General features: G+C 33.3%; 14 protein-coding genes. All 14 read left to right on the forward strand.

All coding sequences use genetic code 11. The annotated features are described in order from the left end of the window. Positions 1 to 32 precede the first annotated feature (32 nt). The 14 genes from BLQ00_RS11750 to asnB are packed head-to-tail and all read left to right on the forward strand — an operon-like array spanning position 33 to position 15,150. Positions 33 to 953 (forward strand): glycosyltransferase family 2 protein, encoded by a 921-nt coding sequence (locus BLQ00_RS11750; RefSeq protein WP_093144493.1) that lies wholly within the window; start codon positions 33 to 35, stop codon positions 951 to 953. Continuing rightward, complete coding sequence (locus tag BLQ00_RS11755) at positions 953 to 1,969, forward strand: glycosyltransferase family 2 protein (protein WP_093144494.1); 1,017 nt, start codon at positions 953 to 955, stop codon at positions 1,967 to 1,969. The genes BLQ00_RS11750 and BLQ00_RS11755 overlap by 1 nt, the downstream gene beginning before the upstream one ends. Positions 1,970 to 1,999: 30 nt before the next feature. Further along, the gene (locus tag BLQ00_RS11760; RefSeq protein WP_093144495.1) at positions 2,000 to 3,229 is read left to right on the forward strand and encodes a glycosyltransferase; all 1,230 of its coding nucleotides are present in this window, start codon (positions 2,000 to 2,002) and stop codon (positions 3,227 to 3,229) included. A gap of 7 nt (positions 3,230 to 3,236) precedes the next feature. Then, positions 3,237 to 4,064, forward strand: coding sequence for a glycosyltransferase family A protein (locus tag BLQ00_RS11765; protein ID WP_093144496.1), 828 nt, complete (start codon positions 3,237 to 3,239; stop codon positions 4,062 to 4,064). Further along, positions 4,061 to 5,008 carry a glycosyltransferase family 2 protein gene (locus BLQ00_RS11770; RefSeq protein ID WP_139149403.1) on the forward strand — a complete coding sequence of 316 codons (948 nt, stop codon included), beginning with the start codon at positions 4,061 to 4,063 and terminating at the stop codon, positions 5,006 to 5,008. The genes BLQ00_RS11765 and BLQ00_RS11770 overlap by 4 nt, the downstream gene beginning before the upstream one ends. 33 nt (positions 5,009 to 5,041) lie before the next feature. After that, positions 5,042 to 6,280, forward strand: coding sequence for a glycosyltransferase family protein (locus tag BLQ00_RS11775; protein ID WP_139149404.1), 1,239 nt, complete (start codon positions 5,042 to 5,044; stop codon positions 6,278 to 6,280). After that, positions 6,280 to 7,407 (forward strand): glycosyltransferase family 4 protein, encoded by a 1,128-nt coding sequence (locus BLQ00_RS11780; protein ID WP_093144499.1) that lies wholly within the window; start codon positions 6,280 to 6,282, stop codon positions 7,405 to 7,407. Before BLQ00_RS11775 ends, BLQ00_RS11780 begins: the two co-directional genes overlap by 1 nt. After that, positions 7,408 to 8,583 (forward strand): hypothetical protein, encoded by a 1,176-nt coding sequence (locus BLQ00_RS11785; RefSeq protein ID WP_093144500.1) that lies wholly within the window; start codon positions 7,408 to 7,410, stop codon positions 8,581 to 8,583. Between the two features lie 39 nt (positions 8,584 to 8,622). Next, positions 8,623 to 9,729 (forward strand): glycosyltransferase family 2 protein, encoded by a 1,107-nt coding sequence (locus BLQ00_RS11790; protein ID WP_093144501.1) that lies wholly within the window; start codon positions 8,623 to 8,625, stop codon positions 9,727 to 9,729. Positions 9,730 to 9,745: 16 nt separating this feature from the next. Beyond that, a complete protein-coding gene (locus BLQ00_RS11795; RefSeq protein WP_175445440.1) occupies positions 9,746 to 10,558 on the forward strand; it encodes a polysaccharide pyruvyl transferase family protein in 813 nt (270 codons plus the stop codon). A gap of 45 nt (positions 10,559 to 10,603) precedes the next feature. Continuing rightward, positions 10,604 to 11,605 (forward strand): N-acetylneuraminate synthase family protein, encoded by a 1,002-nt coding sequence (locus BLQ00_RS11800; protein ID WP_175445448.1) that lies wholly within the window; start codon positions 10,604 to 10,606, stop codon positions 11,603 to 11,605. Beyond that, positions 11,598 to 12,758: a UDP-N-acetylglucosamine 2-epimerase gene (gene neuC, locus BLQ00_RS11805; protein WP_093144504.1), complete on the forward strand. Its 1,161-nt coding sequence runs from the start codon at positions 11,598 to 11,600 to the stop codon at positions 12,756 to 12,758. The genes BLQ00_RS11800 and neuC overlap by 8 nt, the downstream gene beginning before the upstream one ends. Next, complete coding sequence (locus tag BLQ00_RS11810; RefSeq protein ID WP_093144505.1) at positions 12,758 to 13,453, forward strand: acylneuraminate cytidylyltransferase family protein; 696 nt, start codon at positions 12,758 to 12,760, stop codon at positions 13,451 to 13,453. The genes neuC and BLQ00_RS11810 overlap by 1 nt, the downstream gene beginning before the upstream one ends. A 2-nt stretch (positions 13,454 to 13,455) precedes the next feature. Beyond that, positions 13,456 to 15,150 (forward strand): asparagine synthase (glutamine-hydrolyzing), encoded by a 1,695-nt coding sequence (gene asnB, locus BLQ00_RS11815; protein WP_093144506.1) that lies wholly within the window; start codon positions 13,456 to 13,458, stop codon positions 15,148 to 15,150. Positions 15,151 to 15,155: the final 5 nt, after the last annotated feature.

A 15,155-nucleotide genomic window follows, 5' to 3' on the forward strand; every position in this document is an offset into this window, starting at 1 on the left:
AAAGTTTATATTAGAATTATTACTTTTAAGAAATGATAAAGACCCCGTTAGTATCAATAATAATTCCTAGCTTTAATAGGGAAGCTCTTATTGGTAGGACTATTGATTCTATTTTAGATCAAACCTATTCTAACTGGGAATGTATAATTGTGGATGATGGCTCTACAGATAACACTAAATCCATATTAAAAGAATACTGTAAAAAGGATTCCCGAATTCAATATTTTGATCGTCCAAACATAAAACCCAAAGGAGCAAATTCTTGTAGAAATTTTGGTTTTGAGAAGAGTAAAGGAAGCTATTTACAATGGTTAGATAGTGATGATTTATTGAGTAGTAATAAGCTAGAATTACAGATAAATGATTTGTTAGAAGAAGATACTAGAACAATTGCGACCTGTGGTTGGAATTTTTTTGAAGATCGTATCGAAAAATTAGATAATACTAAGCAATTTCCAGTATACAATTCATTCGACAACATTCCAAAATTTTTGGATGCCTTAGCATTATCGGGAGGCTTTTTACCGAATCATTCCTACTTAATACACAGAAGTATTATTCACTTATCTGGAAATTGGTTGGAAAACTTATTGATTAATCAAGATGGTGAGTTTTTTTCGAGAATATTTATTAATATGAATAAAGTTGTCTATAATAAGAACTGTGCTGTATATTATAGAAGAAATCGAGAACATAATGTAAGTAATATTGAAAGCAAGCAAAAAGTGCTTCATGCAATTTACAGCTGGAATTTAATTGAAAACAATTTCAAGATACGATTTGGTGAACCTACGAGACTTGTGTTAATTTCAAAGAAATATATTTATATTCGTCTAAAAGATACTTATCCTGAACTCATAGAAGAATACGAAACTTTTTTTAAAAATTGTCTACCAATTAAAGTGAGTTTTATACAAAAAGCATTTTTTAAAATTAAAAGATTTTTAAAATAATGATAGAACCACTTATATCTATAGTTTTACCAGTATATAATGGTGGGCGTTATTTAAAACAATCTATAGAAAGTTGTTTGTCCCAAACTTATAAAAACATTGAATTAATAATAGTAGATGATTGTTCAACTGATAACAGTTTGGAGATAGCAAACGAATTTGCAATAAGAGATAATCGGGTTAAGGTACATAGGAATAAGGTAAATAGTAAGTTGCCAGCATCTTTAAATATTGGGCATTTTATCGCTAAAGGTGACTTTATTACTTGGACATCTGACGATAATTATTATCAGAAGGATGCTCTGAAAGGAATGTATAATAAATTAAATAAAAACAATGCAGATATTGTATATGCAGATTATTTAATTATAGATGAAGAAGGAGTGCTTCGGAATAGTGCTAAGCTTAAGCCCCTAGAATACTTAATGTTTTATGGAGTGATTGGAGCATGTTTTTTATATAGAAAACAAGTATATGAAAGGAATAATGGATATAACGAGAATTTTTTTTTAGTTGAAGACTATGATTTTTTTCTAAGAGCGCTTAGACATAGTGTTTATACCAAAATTGACCATCCCGGATACTATTATTATAGGTATCACCCTAATAGTTTAACTGTAAAAATGAAGTCTGATGAGGTTTTAAAGGCTAAGTTCATTTTAAATTTAAAAAAGCTTTATTCTAATTTTTTTAATGACACACAATTAAAAAATAAAGATATTCTTATTTCTTTTTTAGTAAATAGATTCTTGCATGGACCGCACATGGATATTCTTCCATTAGAATCTAATTCATTGTTGAGTGATTTAACCTCTGGTTGTGCCTCATTAAAAAACTTTTCCACCGAAAGGTTAAATAGAATAGTAATTTCTGATTCGGTCGATACAATTTTTAAGAACAAAAAATTTCAAAATATTAAAAGTCTATATTACCTTCATACTAAGGGAAAACACATTATCCTTAGATTAACTGTGTCAAGATATCTTGCGTTAATAAAAAAATGTACAATTGGTTAAAATAAACGATAACATTTATCTTTAAAGACATTGAAAACAATTTTATTTAAACTAAATCAGTTTCCTAATTTATCTGAAACCTTTATCTTGGCTCAGATAATTTTAGCTATTGAGAGTGGGTTTAAAGTTAAAATTATTGTTTCACAATTATTAGATATTGAAGGGAGTAGATTAGAAGAGTTGATATACAAATATAGTATATGTAATTTGATAGTAATTGAAGATTTTAGAATACCAAAGTCACGTGTTTTTCGTTTAATCTCTGCTGTTTATCTGTTTTTTTTAAATCTAAAATATTTAAAAAAACTTATACTGTATTACAAAGAACAGGAAACAATTAATCTATCTAGTGTTCATCAATTTCATTTCTATTGCAAGTTTAAAGAGTACGATATAGTACATGTTCAGTATGGGACTAATACTTGGCCTATGGATGTTTTAAAAAAAATAGGGCTTTTAAGGTCGAAATTAATTGTGTCATTTCATGGTCACGATGCTTTCTTTCCAATAAATGGACATATTCCTAATAACGGCTATTATGACAAACTATTTAATTACGGGGATTTAGTTATCGCGAATACAGCTTATTTAGCGAATGAGTTATTAAAATTAGGTTGTCCACATCATAAAATCCAAATAATACCAGTAGGAGTAGATACTAGTTTTTTTGTTAAAGGAGAAACAACTAAAACTCCTCAAGTCATATTCAATTTGATTTCAGTCGGTAGATTGGAAAAAGTAAAGGGGCACGAGTACGCTATTCAAGTAGCTGAGTTATTAAATAAGAAGGGCTGTGAAATTAGCTTGAGAATAATAGGAGAAGGTAGTGAAAGAGGTAAATTAGAAAAAATAATTCTTTCAAAGAATTTAGAGGGAGTTATAAAACTTGTTGGTAAAAAAAGTCCACTTGAAGTTAGAGATATGCTTAGAAGTAGTGATGTGTTTATTTTTACCTCTGTAGCGACTAAGTTTAATAGAAGAGAAACACAAGGTTTAGCAACTATTGAGGCTCAGGCATGTGGTTTGCCTGTAGTGGTATTTGACTCTGGTGGAGTAAAATATACACTTAAGGATAATGTGACGGGATATATTGTTCCAGAATATGATGTAAATTTAATGAGCGAAAGGGTGGAGCAATTATTAAATAATCCAGAGCTGACAAAAAAAATGGGAATAGCTGCGATTTCATTTGTTGAGGAGGAATTTTCTCAAAATCAAATCAAGGCAAAATGGACTAAGGTATATGAAATTAACAGTTAAAAGGTAAATGGATAAAATTTCTATAATTATTCCATGTTTTAATGACGCAAAGTACGTTGAGCAATCAGTGCAATCTGCACTTGACCAGACTTATAGTAATAAAGAAGTAATTATTGTTGACGATGGGTCAAATTCTGAAACTAAAAAAGTTTTAAAAAACATTGAATCAAAGGTAACAAAACTTATAACTCAAGATAATCAAGGACAAAGTACTGCTAGAAATGTTGGTATTAAATCTGCTAAAGGAAATTACATTTTAGTGTTGGATAGTGATGATTTTTTTGAGCCTTCATTTTGCGAAAAAGCGATTGGTATGTTTTTGAAAAATAAAGATATTAAGATAGTTAGTTGTTATGCTAACTTACTTTTTGAGAATGGTTCAAACAAATTATATAAACCTAAAGGAGGCACAATAAACGAATTTTTATATGCTAATAATTCTTTAGGAACAGCCATGTTTAAGAAAGAAGATTGGAGCCTTAGTGGAGGTTATGATGTAGAAATGCGAAATGGATTCGAAGATTGGGAGTTTTTTATTAGACTACTTAAAAATGGTGGAGAAGCAATTATTTTAAAAGATGCATTATACACGTATAGAAAGCGAAATGATTCCACAACTAATAAGGCGAATAAGGTTAAGTATAAAATATTAAGTTACATCTACAACAAGCACAGTGAGTTATATAAAAATGATTATAAAAGATTTGTGAAGCATTTGTTGTTGTTGTTAGAAAAAGAAGAAAAAGAAAAAATTAAAAATTTAAACCGTATTGAATTTAAGTTGGGTTTTAGCTTATTGCGCCCAGTGCGATTTATTAAACGTATTTTATTTTGACATTAAAAGAGAATAAGGTTTCAATTATAATGGCAACCTACAATAGAGCTCACTTTATTGTAGAAACCTTAGCGGCTATCCAAAAACAAACACATATAAATTGGGAGTGCCTTATCATTGATGATGGAGGAACTGATAATACATTAGAGGTGATTTCGCCTATTTTAGAGGTTGATCCTCGCTTTTCTTTTCTGAAGCGTCCCAATAGTTACGGAAAAGGATTGCCTGGTTGTCGTAACTACGGAATTGATACCGCTACGGGTGATTATATTATCTTTTTTGATGATGATGATATTCCGCATCCTCAGAATTTAGAAATCTGTCTAAATGAATTAAAAGACAGTTCTTTCAAATTTTGCAGGTATCTAAGAGCTGTTTTTTTTGGAGAATTTGATTATAAATTTGATTCTAAAAATTCGTTCGGAAAGGTGACATTTACTCATAATGATCTGTCAAAAATGATAGATCATACTATTTCTTTTAACTCTTGTGCCGTACTGTGGTCTAAAAGCTGTTTTGAAAAAAATAGATTCAATGAGACCCTTATGTATGCTGAAGAATGGGAGTGCTATTCTAGAATCCTTTCTGAAAAAATAAAAGGTGTCTGCATCGAAAAAACTCTTTTTTATGGAAGGAAACACGCCAATTCGAATACAGGAGAATTCTGGAAGAAAAACCCAGTAAGACAGAATTCAAAAAAAGAAGCGATACGATTAATTATGGAGAATTTAAGAGCTAAAAACTTATTGACCTCATATTTGTTTACTTATCTTTCGGGCTTAGCTATTTCGTTTCGAGATAGAAGATTAATAGATGATATTATTAAAAGAGTAGGACTTTCTTTGCGTCAAAAAATAATACTACATATAAAATATACAGTATATCCAATATGGGTTGCTTACAAACGATTATTGAAAACGAAGAAGCCAAAGAATGTAATTTAAAAGAAAATGAACATTAAGCCAAAAATACTGGTTGTGATTGAATCCTTAGATGTCAATGACAGTAGTGGAACAAAAGGGCGTGTTGCATTGCTTCAAAGTTTCGTAAAATCGGGTTATGAGGTAATTGCTTTACATTATACGCAAAGAGATGTTAAGATAACTGACATCGAATGTATAAAAGTTACAGAACGTAGAGACACTATTCTTTTCATTTTAAGTAGAATTCAACGCCTTTTATACAGATGGTTCAAAATTGATGTCGGATCTTGGGTAGATAGTAAGTTTGGTTTCTCTTTTGGGTTCTTTAATGATGCCAATAGTTTGAAGAGGGCGGTAACAAAATATAACCCGACAGACTTTGATATGATTTGGACTTTGAGCAAAGGAAATAGTTATAGGTCTCATAAAACGTTATTGTTATCGCCAAAATGGCATTCAAAATGGTACGCCTATGTTCATGATCCCTATCCGCAGCAATTGTATCCGAGACCTTATAATTATGTACCTTATGGTTTTAGAAAAAAAAGAAATTTCTTTCGGGAAATAACACTTAAAGCAAAGTACATTGTATTTCCTAGTCAGTTATTAAAAGATTGGATGTTGAGTTATTATGTAGAAATAGCACGTAAAAGTTTAATAATTCCGCATCAACTTTCAGGTCAAAATGTGAGTGGAAATACTTTGCCAGATTATTTCGATTCCAATAAATTTAATGTGCTTCATGCAGGTAACCTTCTCGATTTAAGAGATCCTAAACCAGTTGTAGAGGCATTCGAATTATTTTTGAAGCAAAGTCCTTCTGCAAAGAAAAATGCAGCATTATTTTTTTTAGGTAAAAAGTCAATATTCTCTAATTACCTTAAAATAAAAGCAGAGAAAATTCCTCAAATTTATGCTTCCCAAGATTATGTTCCATTTGAACAAGTATTCTCTATGCAACAAAATACTTCGGTAAATATTATACTAGAAGCCACATCAGAAATAAGTCCTTTTCTTCCAGGTAAGTTTGCGCATTGTGTCGAAGCGGATGTTCCAATTTTACTTATCGGACCCCATTATAGTGAGTGTAAAAGATTATTTGGGTCAGAGTATCCATATAGTTTTGAGTTTGATGATATTAATAAAATTGCAAATGCATTTCACAAAATGTATGACCAATGGATGGAGAATAAAGAATCTTTAAAATTAAATCGCCCCGATTTACAGCAATACTTGTCGGCTAAATATTTAAAAGAAGTACTTGAAGAGTCAACTCAAAATCAATCCAGTTAATGAAAATTTTAATTGTTTCAATGCGATCTATTCATACTATTCGTTGGGTTTCTCAACTAGAAAATAGTGGGCATGAAGTGCATTGGTTCGATATTTTAAATGGTGGTTATATTAGTGAATGGGCATGGGTGACGCAACACACTAATTGGCGCTATAAGTTTGGGGATTTTAAAGGACGCTTTTTTCTAAAAAAGCACCTTCCTAAATTACATCTCCTATTTGAAAATAATGTTGAAAAGGAGTTTGAAAAGTTAGTTAATCAAATTAAGCCAGATGCAGTTCATAGCTTTGCATTACATATAGCAGCATATCCAATACTTAGTGTAATGAATAAATATCCAAGCATTAATTGGATCTATTCATCTTGGGGTAGTGATTTGTTTTTTCATAAAGAGTTTTCAGATTTAAGGGAAAAGATTACAAAGGTTTTGCCGCACATTGATTTTTATTTTTCCGATTGTAAACGAGATTGTGAGATTGTGAGGTTTTTGGGGTTCAACGGTACATTTCTAGGAGTATTTCCTGGAGGTGGTGGTTACGATTTAAAACAAATAGATACTTATGTCAAACCTTATAAGAATAGAGATGTACTGTTAATCAAAGGGTATCAAAGGAAATTAGGTAGGTGTATTCAAGTCTTGGAGGCTCTGAAAATGTTAAAGGGAGAACTTAAAGAATGTAGAATAATAGTGTTTGGTGCGCATCAAGAGGTAATAGATTATATTCATAAGAATGATTTTGATACTTGGGGTAATTTCACTTATCATAAAAATTTAGCGCATGAGCAATTATTGAAACTTATGGGGCAGGCAAAAATTTATATAGGGAATAACATATCTGACGGGATGCCTAATACGCTTTTAGAAGCAATTTGTGCAGGTGCATACCCTATTCAGTCTAATCCGGGAGGAGCAACTGCAGAAATAATTAATACTGATAATGGAGCGCTTATTAATGATAGTGAAAATGTAGAACACATTTTTCAGGTGTTGAAAAGTGTGCTTGAAAAAGAAAATTTGGTAAAAGGCTCTATGAAAAACCTTACATCTGTGCGAACTAAATTGGAGTATGAGAAAGTGAAATCCGAAGTGCTTTTGGCATATAATAAAATTGAAAATAAAAGATAGATGATCATATTTCCACCAAGAGTATCTATTGAAGATCAAACATGCTATTTAAAAGCAGATTTTTCTATTAATGATACTATTCAAACACTTTGGTATTCTTTCCCAATTGAATATAAAGATTATCTAGTTACTGAAAATTGTGATGCTTTTGTAATAGGGTTGCTACATCATGCGTTACGACTAGGTGAAGATATACATGTAGAAGGAAATATGTCTTCCAGACTGTTTTATACCTTAAATAACTATCTTATTCCAGCTTTTGTATTATCTGATAGTCGGAATAAAAGCTTAAAAGTAATAGCTGAAACATTAAACGATGAAAATTTAAATATTAAAGGAAGCTGTGGTACGGGTATTTCTTGTGGAGTAGATTCTTTAGCTACTTTAGCAACTCATACAGGTGTAGATACTTCTTATGACGTGACGTATTTAGTTTATTTAAATGCAGGTTCTCATGGTGATTTTGGAGGGGAGATTGCCCAACGAACTTTTGAAAAGAGACAAAAAAATATTACTGATTTTTCTAAAAAGATAAATCTACCTCTTCTTAAAATTGATTCTAATATAAGTGAAATATTAAAATTAAATTTTCAATTAACTCACACCTTAAGGCAAGTTTCTTGTATTCTTACTTTACAAAAACTATTTAAATCGTATTATTATTCCGCAGCAAAACGATTCGATTTTTTTGAAATGAATGAAATTGTAGGGTCTTGGGATACTCTGATTTTAAGTATGGTTGCGACAGAATCGATGCGTTTTTATCCATCCACTTCAAGGTATAATCGTATTGAGAAAACAAGCCTCGTTGCCGAATTTGAACTATCACATCACCATTTAGATATTTGCACAGATGCAATGGCAACTAATGCTGAAATAAATTGCTCAAAATGTGAAAAATGTATGAGAACACAACTTACCTTAGATTTACTTGGTAAATTAGAGCTTTATGAGAGTGTTTTTAATTTAGACGCTTATTTTGAACGAAAAAAAGCCTTCATTATTAGTGTGATAAATAACACCAAAACAGATCCTTTTAACAGAGAAATTTATTCCTTATTAGTTGAAAATGGGCATTCAAAAAAAAAGTACCTTTTTGCTAGTCTGTTGTTTCAAGTTGAAAGTAAATTTAAAAAATGCAAAAAAAGTATTAAGCGAATCATTGGAAGGTCATAAATAATACTTTAAACAAACCATAAATATAAACACCACTAAATGCTCACCCTAATTTACCCATATCGCAATCGAGAAGTAGAGCGGATTCAAAAAAGCTTAAACTCTCTAAAAAACCAAACAGTGACTACGTTTACCGTTCGGTTTGTCGATTATGGGTCTGAGCCCGAAACAGCTCAAAAGGTAAAGGCGTTGATAAATGAGTTTGATTTTGCGGAGTATTCTTATTACCCAACACACTTTCAACCGTGGAATAAGTGCAAGGCGCTAAATAGTGTGATTAAAAATTTAGACTCCGGATTTTGTTTTGTTGCCGATGTGGATATGATATTTCATTCTGAATTTGTTGAAAGAGCGATTTCACTTCAGAAACCAGCTACAGCAACTTTTTTTAAAGTTGGTTTTTTAACGGAAGCTGAAACGAAAACAAGCAAGCCCTTTAGTGAATATACAGTAAGTTTTACTAGTTCTGAAGAAGCTACAGGATTAACAATGTTTCCTGTTGAAGCATTGCAAAAAATAAGAGGGTTTGATGAGTTTTATCATTTTTGGGGCGCCGAAGATACCGACATGCACGTTCGTCTTCAGAACAAGGGTTATAATGTTAATTTTTACGATGCTGAGGTGTTAATGTTGCATCAATGGCATCAAAGTTACCGAAGCAAAGAAACTTCAGAAGTAACAAAAAACCTTCAAATAAGCGATATAGTTTCTATAAATCACCAGCATTTGCATTATGCTATATCTCATAAAAAAACAATTGTAAATTCTGAAACTTGGGGCGAACCTCTTTCCGAAGTTGCTTTTGAAAAACTTCAGAAGGAAACAAAAAATCCAATTCTAATTTCTAATTCTAAAGCAGCAATACTACATTTTTTGTATTGTGAGCTTTCCGAAGTAACCGAAAAACCAATGTGCTTTCATATCAAAGCAGATCCGTTTCAGAAGTCCTTAAAATACAAAGCAAAAACAGTATTGGGCAAAAAAGTGCCTTCGTATCTTACATTAAAAGAGGTAAACGATATGTTGTTACTTCATATCATAAGTTTTTATAGAAACTACGAGTACACCTATCAAGTGTTTGAGGCAGAAAACACTTTGCAACTTACCATTGCAAAAACAGAGAATTCAATAAACAAACAGGACTAATTATAGTAAACACGGTATGAAGCAAAAAACAATCCGACTTTTCTGGTGGAACGAAATACAGCTAATGGGTAAATCCAAAGAGAATTATGGGGATCTACTCGGAAAGTATTTGGTCGAGAAAATATCGGGAAGTTCTGTTGTTTGGACGCATCCTAAAAAACGAAGTTTTAAAAATTTATTTTCACCCATTTATGTGACCATCGGAAGTATTTTAGCACAGGTTACTACCAATTGTGTGGTGTGGGGAAGTGGCGTTATTTCGAAAGATTCGCAAGTTAAAAAAGCCACCTTTCTAGCAGTTCGCGGTCCGAAAACACGCGAAGTACTTCAAAATTTAGGATATTCAGTTCCTGAAGTGTATGGCGATCCTGCTTTGTTGCTTCCAAAGTATTACCATCCAAAAGTTGATAAAAAATACGCGATTGGAATAATTCCGCATTACAAAGATTTTGAGCTAGCCACCCAACTATATGCTTCTCATAAAAATGTACTCGTTATAGATTTAATGACCAATGATATTGAAGCGACAACCGATTCAATTTTACAATGTGAACGCATTGTTTCATCTTCTTTGCATGGCGTTATTGTGTCGCATGCGTATCAAATTCCGGCGGTTTGGGTTCCATTTTCGGACTCCCTATTTGGCGACGGAATCAAATATCAAGATTATTTTGAATCAGTAGGCTTGGAGAGTTATGCTCCGAAAGTGTCTAATACGGCCTTGTCTGAAGCTGAAATAGCTGCGTTGTTTACAACCTATCCAACACTACCGGATGCTTTAAAAATAAAAGAATTACAAGACGGTTTACTTAAGGTTTCTCCTTTCTAAACTTGCTTTAAAACAGTACATTTGAATATAAAACCCAATTAATTGATTACAACAATAGCCGAAATAGGTCAAGCACACAACGGAAGCTTAGAACTACTGCACAAATATATCGACGCGGTGGCTTCAACAGGGGTTAATGCTATTAAGTTTCAAACCCACATCGCAAATGCCGAAAGTAGCATTCACGAACCTTTTCGTGTCAAGTTTTCGGACGATAAAACACGTTTTGATTATTGGAAGCGCATGGAGTTTACACAAGCCGAATGGATTGAAATTGGAGCACATACCAAACGCGTAGGGCTTCAATTTATGAGCAGTCCTTTTAGCAATGCAGCAGTCGATATTTTAGAGAAAGCGGGTGTTGAACAATACAAAGTAGGTAGTGGTGAGGTTAATAATTTTTTATTGCTGAAGAAAATAATAGATACTAAAAAAACTATCATTATTTCTAGCGGAATGAGTTCGTACGATGAATTAGACCGTACTGTTGCTTTTCTGAAGGAGCACAACGCTCACTTTTCAATTTTGCAATGTACTACAAGCTATCCAACCCAGCCTGAAAACTTCGGATTGAACGTTCTTGCTGAATTAAAAGAACGTTATGATGTTCCTGTAGGGTTTTCAGACCATTCAGCAAAAGTATCAACAGGGATTGCAGCGGTCGCATTAGGTGCTCAAATAATAGAATTTCATGTGGTTTTAGACCGAAATCAATTTGGACCCGATGTTACTTCTTCCTTAACCATAGAGGAAACAAAACAGTTAGTTGAAGGTGTTTCTGCTATTTCAGAAGCGTTGCAGCATCCTGTAAATAAAAAAGATAATTCCGCCTTTTCAGAATTAAAACAAATTTTTGAAAAGTCATTAGCGGTAAACAAAACCCTTAAAAAAGGACATATTCTTAGCTTTGACGATTTAGAGGCCAAAAAACCAAAAGGGTATGGTATTGATGCCATTCACTTCGAGAAAATTATAGGACAACCAATCATAAAAGATCTGAATCAGTGGGATTTTTTAACTGAAGACGCAATTAACGAGTATGAGTGAAAAACGTAAAATATGTGTTGTAATTACCGCAAGACCTTCTTACAGTAGGGTGAAAACGGCATTACAAGCGATTAAAGATCATCCCGATTTAGAATTACAATTAGTGGTTGCTGGGTCGGCATTATTAGACCGTTACGGAAACGCTGTAAATTTTATCGAAAAAGATGGTTTTACGATTAACGAGAAGGTTTTTATGGTTTTGGAGGGCGAAAATAAAACGGCAATGGCTAAAACCACCGGACTTGGTGTCATGGAACTTGCCAACGTGTTTTATAATTTAGAGCCAGATGCAGTGCTTACCATTGCTGATCGTTTCGAAACCATTGCGACTTCTATTGCTGCGGCCTATCAAAACATACCTTTGGTGCATTTGCAAGGGGGTGAAGTAACTGGAAACATTGACGAAAAAGTACGTCACGCCAATACCAAATTGGCCGATATTCATTTTGTTACTTCGGAAGATGCTAAAAATCGTGTGGTTAAAATGGGCGAAGATGAAGCCTATGTGTACAATACAGGTTGCCCTTCTATCGATATTGCTGCGGAAGTTTTAAAAGCACCTGCTTTAGATTTTGATCCTATTGAAAAATATGGTGGTGTTGGTGGAAAATTATCTTCTACTGAAGGCTATATTGTGGTAATGCAGCATCCTGTAACCACTGAATATAGTGAAGCCAAGCAAGATGTTTTAAAAACCCTAAAAGTAGTAGACGACTTGGGGATTCCTGCCTATTGGTTTTGGCCCAATGTAGATTCTGGAGCCGATGGAACTTCCAACGGAATCCGTTCGTATCGTGAAAATAACAATCCGAAAAACATTCATTTCTTTAAAAATATGGAGCCTTTCGATTTTTTGAAGCTACTTGTAAATAGCAAATGTTTGGTCGGAAATAGTAGTGTTGGAATACGAGAATGTTCCTTTTTAGGAGTGCCTGTGGTAAATATTGGAACCCGACAAAATAGACGCTTACGAGGTGAAAATATTATTGATGTGCTGTATGAAGAAGATGCGATTAAAGCGGCAATTGAATCGCAACTCGAACATCCAAAAAACACAAAAAGCACCATCTACGGAAATGGAAATAGTGGTAAAAAAATTGCAAATATTCTCGCAACCATCGAACTGCGTTTTCATAAAACCATTACTTATTAATGAAAATTTTAGGACTCATACCAGCACGTGGCGGGAGTAAGGGAATACCGAATAAGAACCGTAAAGAGCTTCATGGTAAGCCCTTGTTACAATACACGATTGAAGCGGCTTTAGGGGCTACACAATTAGATCGGGTTATTTTTTCTTCGGAAGACGCTACGCTGATGCAACTTGCAAAATCATTGGGAGTCGACGTTCCTTTTGAGCGTCCGATGCACCTTTCTGAAGATTCCTCAAGTTCGCTAGGAGTTGTGCAACATGCGCTTAAAACCTTGGCAGAAGCGGGCAAAGAGTATGATGCAGTTTGTTTGCTTCAAGTGACAAATCCATTCAGAACGGCGCAATTTATTGATACAGCGGTTTCAAAATTTAAAAGCTCTCATGCAGATTCCTTACTTTCAGTATTACAAGTGCCTCACGAATTTAATCCACATTGGACCTTTGAAGTTTCAGAAAAAGGAACCCTTCAATTAGCCACTGGCGAATCTGAAATTATTAAAAGACGACAAGAACTTCCGCCAGCGTATTATCGCGACGGATCAATTTATATCACCAAAAGCAACGTAATTTTAGAAGATAATTCGCTCTACGGAAATTTAATTAGTTACATTGAATCTAACCCAGAATACCACGTAAATATTGATACGATGGACGATTGGGAGAAAGCGGTTGTAATAGCTCAAAAACTTAAATAGAAATGTGTGGAATTGCGGGGATTATAGGTGAGAGTGCTTCAGAAAAGACTTTAAATACAATGCTTGCTAGGCAAAAGCATCGTGGTCCCGACAATACAGGGAAGTGTATTGAAATCGATGCGGTATTAGGGCATAACCGACTTTCAATCATTGATTTGTCGGCAGAAGCGAATCAGCCCTTTTATTCAATAGACAAACAATATATTTTAGTTTTTAATGGAGAAATATATAATTATCTCGAACTGAAAAAAGAACTAGAACCCAATTATAAATTTACGACCACATCAGATACAGAAGTCTTACTTGCGGCTTATTTACAATGGGGTAGCGAATGTTTGTCAAAATGCAACGGGATGTTTTCTTTTGCAATTTGGGATACAGTAGAGAAAAAGCTATTTGGAGCGAGAGATCGTTTTGGAGTAAAGCCTTTTTACTATTCGATTCAAGATTCTTCATTTTACTTTGCTTCAGAAATAAAAACACTTTTTTCCGCAGCCATTCCTAAAAAAGCTAATGAAAAGGTTTGGGCTAGTTATTTTGCCTTCGGAAGTTATGGTATGCCTAATGAAACTTTTTGGGAAGGAATTGAACAACTACCTGGCGGACACTTTTTTGAGTTTAAAGAAGGTGAGCTTACAATTAAGAAATGGTATGTTTTTGAAGAAGAGGTTAAAAAACATAAAGTTGACAGAAGCTTTGAAGAAGTACAAGCAGTTTATAAAGACTTATTAGCCGATAGTATTAAATTACGTTTTAGAGCCGATGTTCCTATTGGATTTAATGTTAGTGGTGGTTTAGATAGCTCTACTTTACTTGCAATGGTTGCTGAAACTGAAAATGGCGAAAATATTAATGCCTACACATTTTATACTGGAGATGAAAATTATGATGAATTACCTTGGGTAGAAGGGTTAATTGAAAACACGAAGAATCCACTTCATAAAATAAAACTCAACGTTGCTGATGTTAAGTCATTAAGTGAATCAATGTCAAGTTTTCAAGATGAGCCTTATGGAGGTGTGCCAACGGTTGCTTACGGAGAAATATTTAAGCAAGCGCGAAAAGATGGTGTTTTGGTATTGCTGGATGGGCAAGGAATGGATGAGCAATGGGCAGGGTACGATTATTATGTAAAAAAGAATGATAGTGTAATTCAAGGAGTGAAAAAATCTCCTTTTAGAAAAGATGTTTTAGAGTCTGACTTTTTAAATAAAGCTGTAAAACCAATATATCCAACACCTTTTGATGATGCTGTGTTAAATTTGCAATACAGGGATTTGTTTTATACTAAAATTCCGAGAGCATTACGATTTAATGATCGTGTTTCTATGGCTTCGAGTACGGAGCTTCGAGAACCTTTTTTAGATTATCGTTTGGTCGAGTTAGCTTTTGCGCAACCTTTAAAATATAAAATTAAAAATAACGAACAGAAGTATTTGTTACGATGTTTAGTATCCGAATTATTAAGTGATTCTATTAGATTTGCACCGAAACGACCACTTCAAACCCCCCAAAGAGAATGGTTGGGTGACGATTTGAAGGATTGGGTTCAACAAGAAATTAATAGTTTGTCAAAGAACAAATGGTTTAATACTGAAAAACTTCAAAATGAATTAAAAGCCTATTTTGAAGGTGATAGGGATAGTAGTTTCCATATTTGGCAATGGATTAATACTAGTCTATTATATAAAGGATAAGGTTT

The sequence above is a fragment of the Ulvibacter litoralis genome (genome assembly GCF_900102055.1).
Taxonomy (GTDB): Bacteria; Bacteroidota; Bacteroidia; order Flavobacteriales; family Flavobacteriaceae; genus Ulvibacter; species Ulvibacter litoralis.

What these genes read in the sequence shown, in the direction of transcription:
- BLQ00_RS11750 (WP_093144493.1), top strand. Translation starts at nt 33, where the DNA reads ATGATAAAGACCCCGTTAGTATCAATAATAATTCCTAGCTTTAATAGG.
- BLQ00_RS11755 (WP_093144494.1), top strand. Translation starts at nt 953, where the DNA reads ATGATAGAACCACTTATATCTATAGTTTTACCAGTATATAATGGTGGG.
- BLQ00_RS11765 (WP_093144496.1), top strand. Translation starts at nt 3,237, where the DNA reads ATGGATAAAATTTCTATAATTATTCCATGTTTTAATGACGCAAAGTAC.
- BLQ00_RS11780 (WP_093144499.1), top strand. Translation starts at nt 6,280, where the DNA reads ATGAAAATTTTAATTGTTTCAATGCGATCTATTCATACTATTCGTTGG.
- BLQ00_RS11785 (WP_093144500.1), top strand. Translation starts at nt 7,408, where the DNA reads ATGATCATATTTCCACCAAGAGTATCTATTGAAGATCAAACATGCTAT.
- BLQ00_RS11790 (WP_093144501.1), top strand. Translation starts at nt 8,623, where the DNA reads ATGCTCACCCTAATTTACCCATATCGCAATCGAGAAGTAGAGCGGATT.
- BLQ00_RS11795 (WP_175445440.1), top strand. Translation starts at nt 9,746, where the DNA reads ATGAAGCAAAAAACAATCCGACTTTTCTGGTGGAACGAAATACAGCTA.
- neuC (WP_093144504.1), top strand. Translation starts at nt 11,598, where the DNA reads ATGAGTGAAAAACGTAAAATATGTGTTGTAATTACCGCAAGACCTTCT.
- BLQ00_RS11810 (WP_093144505.1), top strand. Translation starts at nt 12,758, where the DNA reads ATGAAAATTTTAGGACTCATACCAGCACGTGGCGGGAGTAAGGGAATA.
- asnB (WP_093144506.1), top strand. Translation starts at nt 13,456, where the DNA reads ATGTGTGGAATTGCGGGGATTATAGGTGAGAGTGCTTCAGAAAAGACT.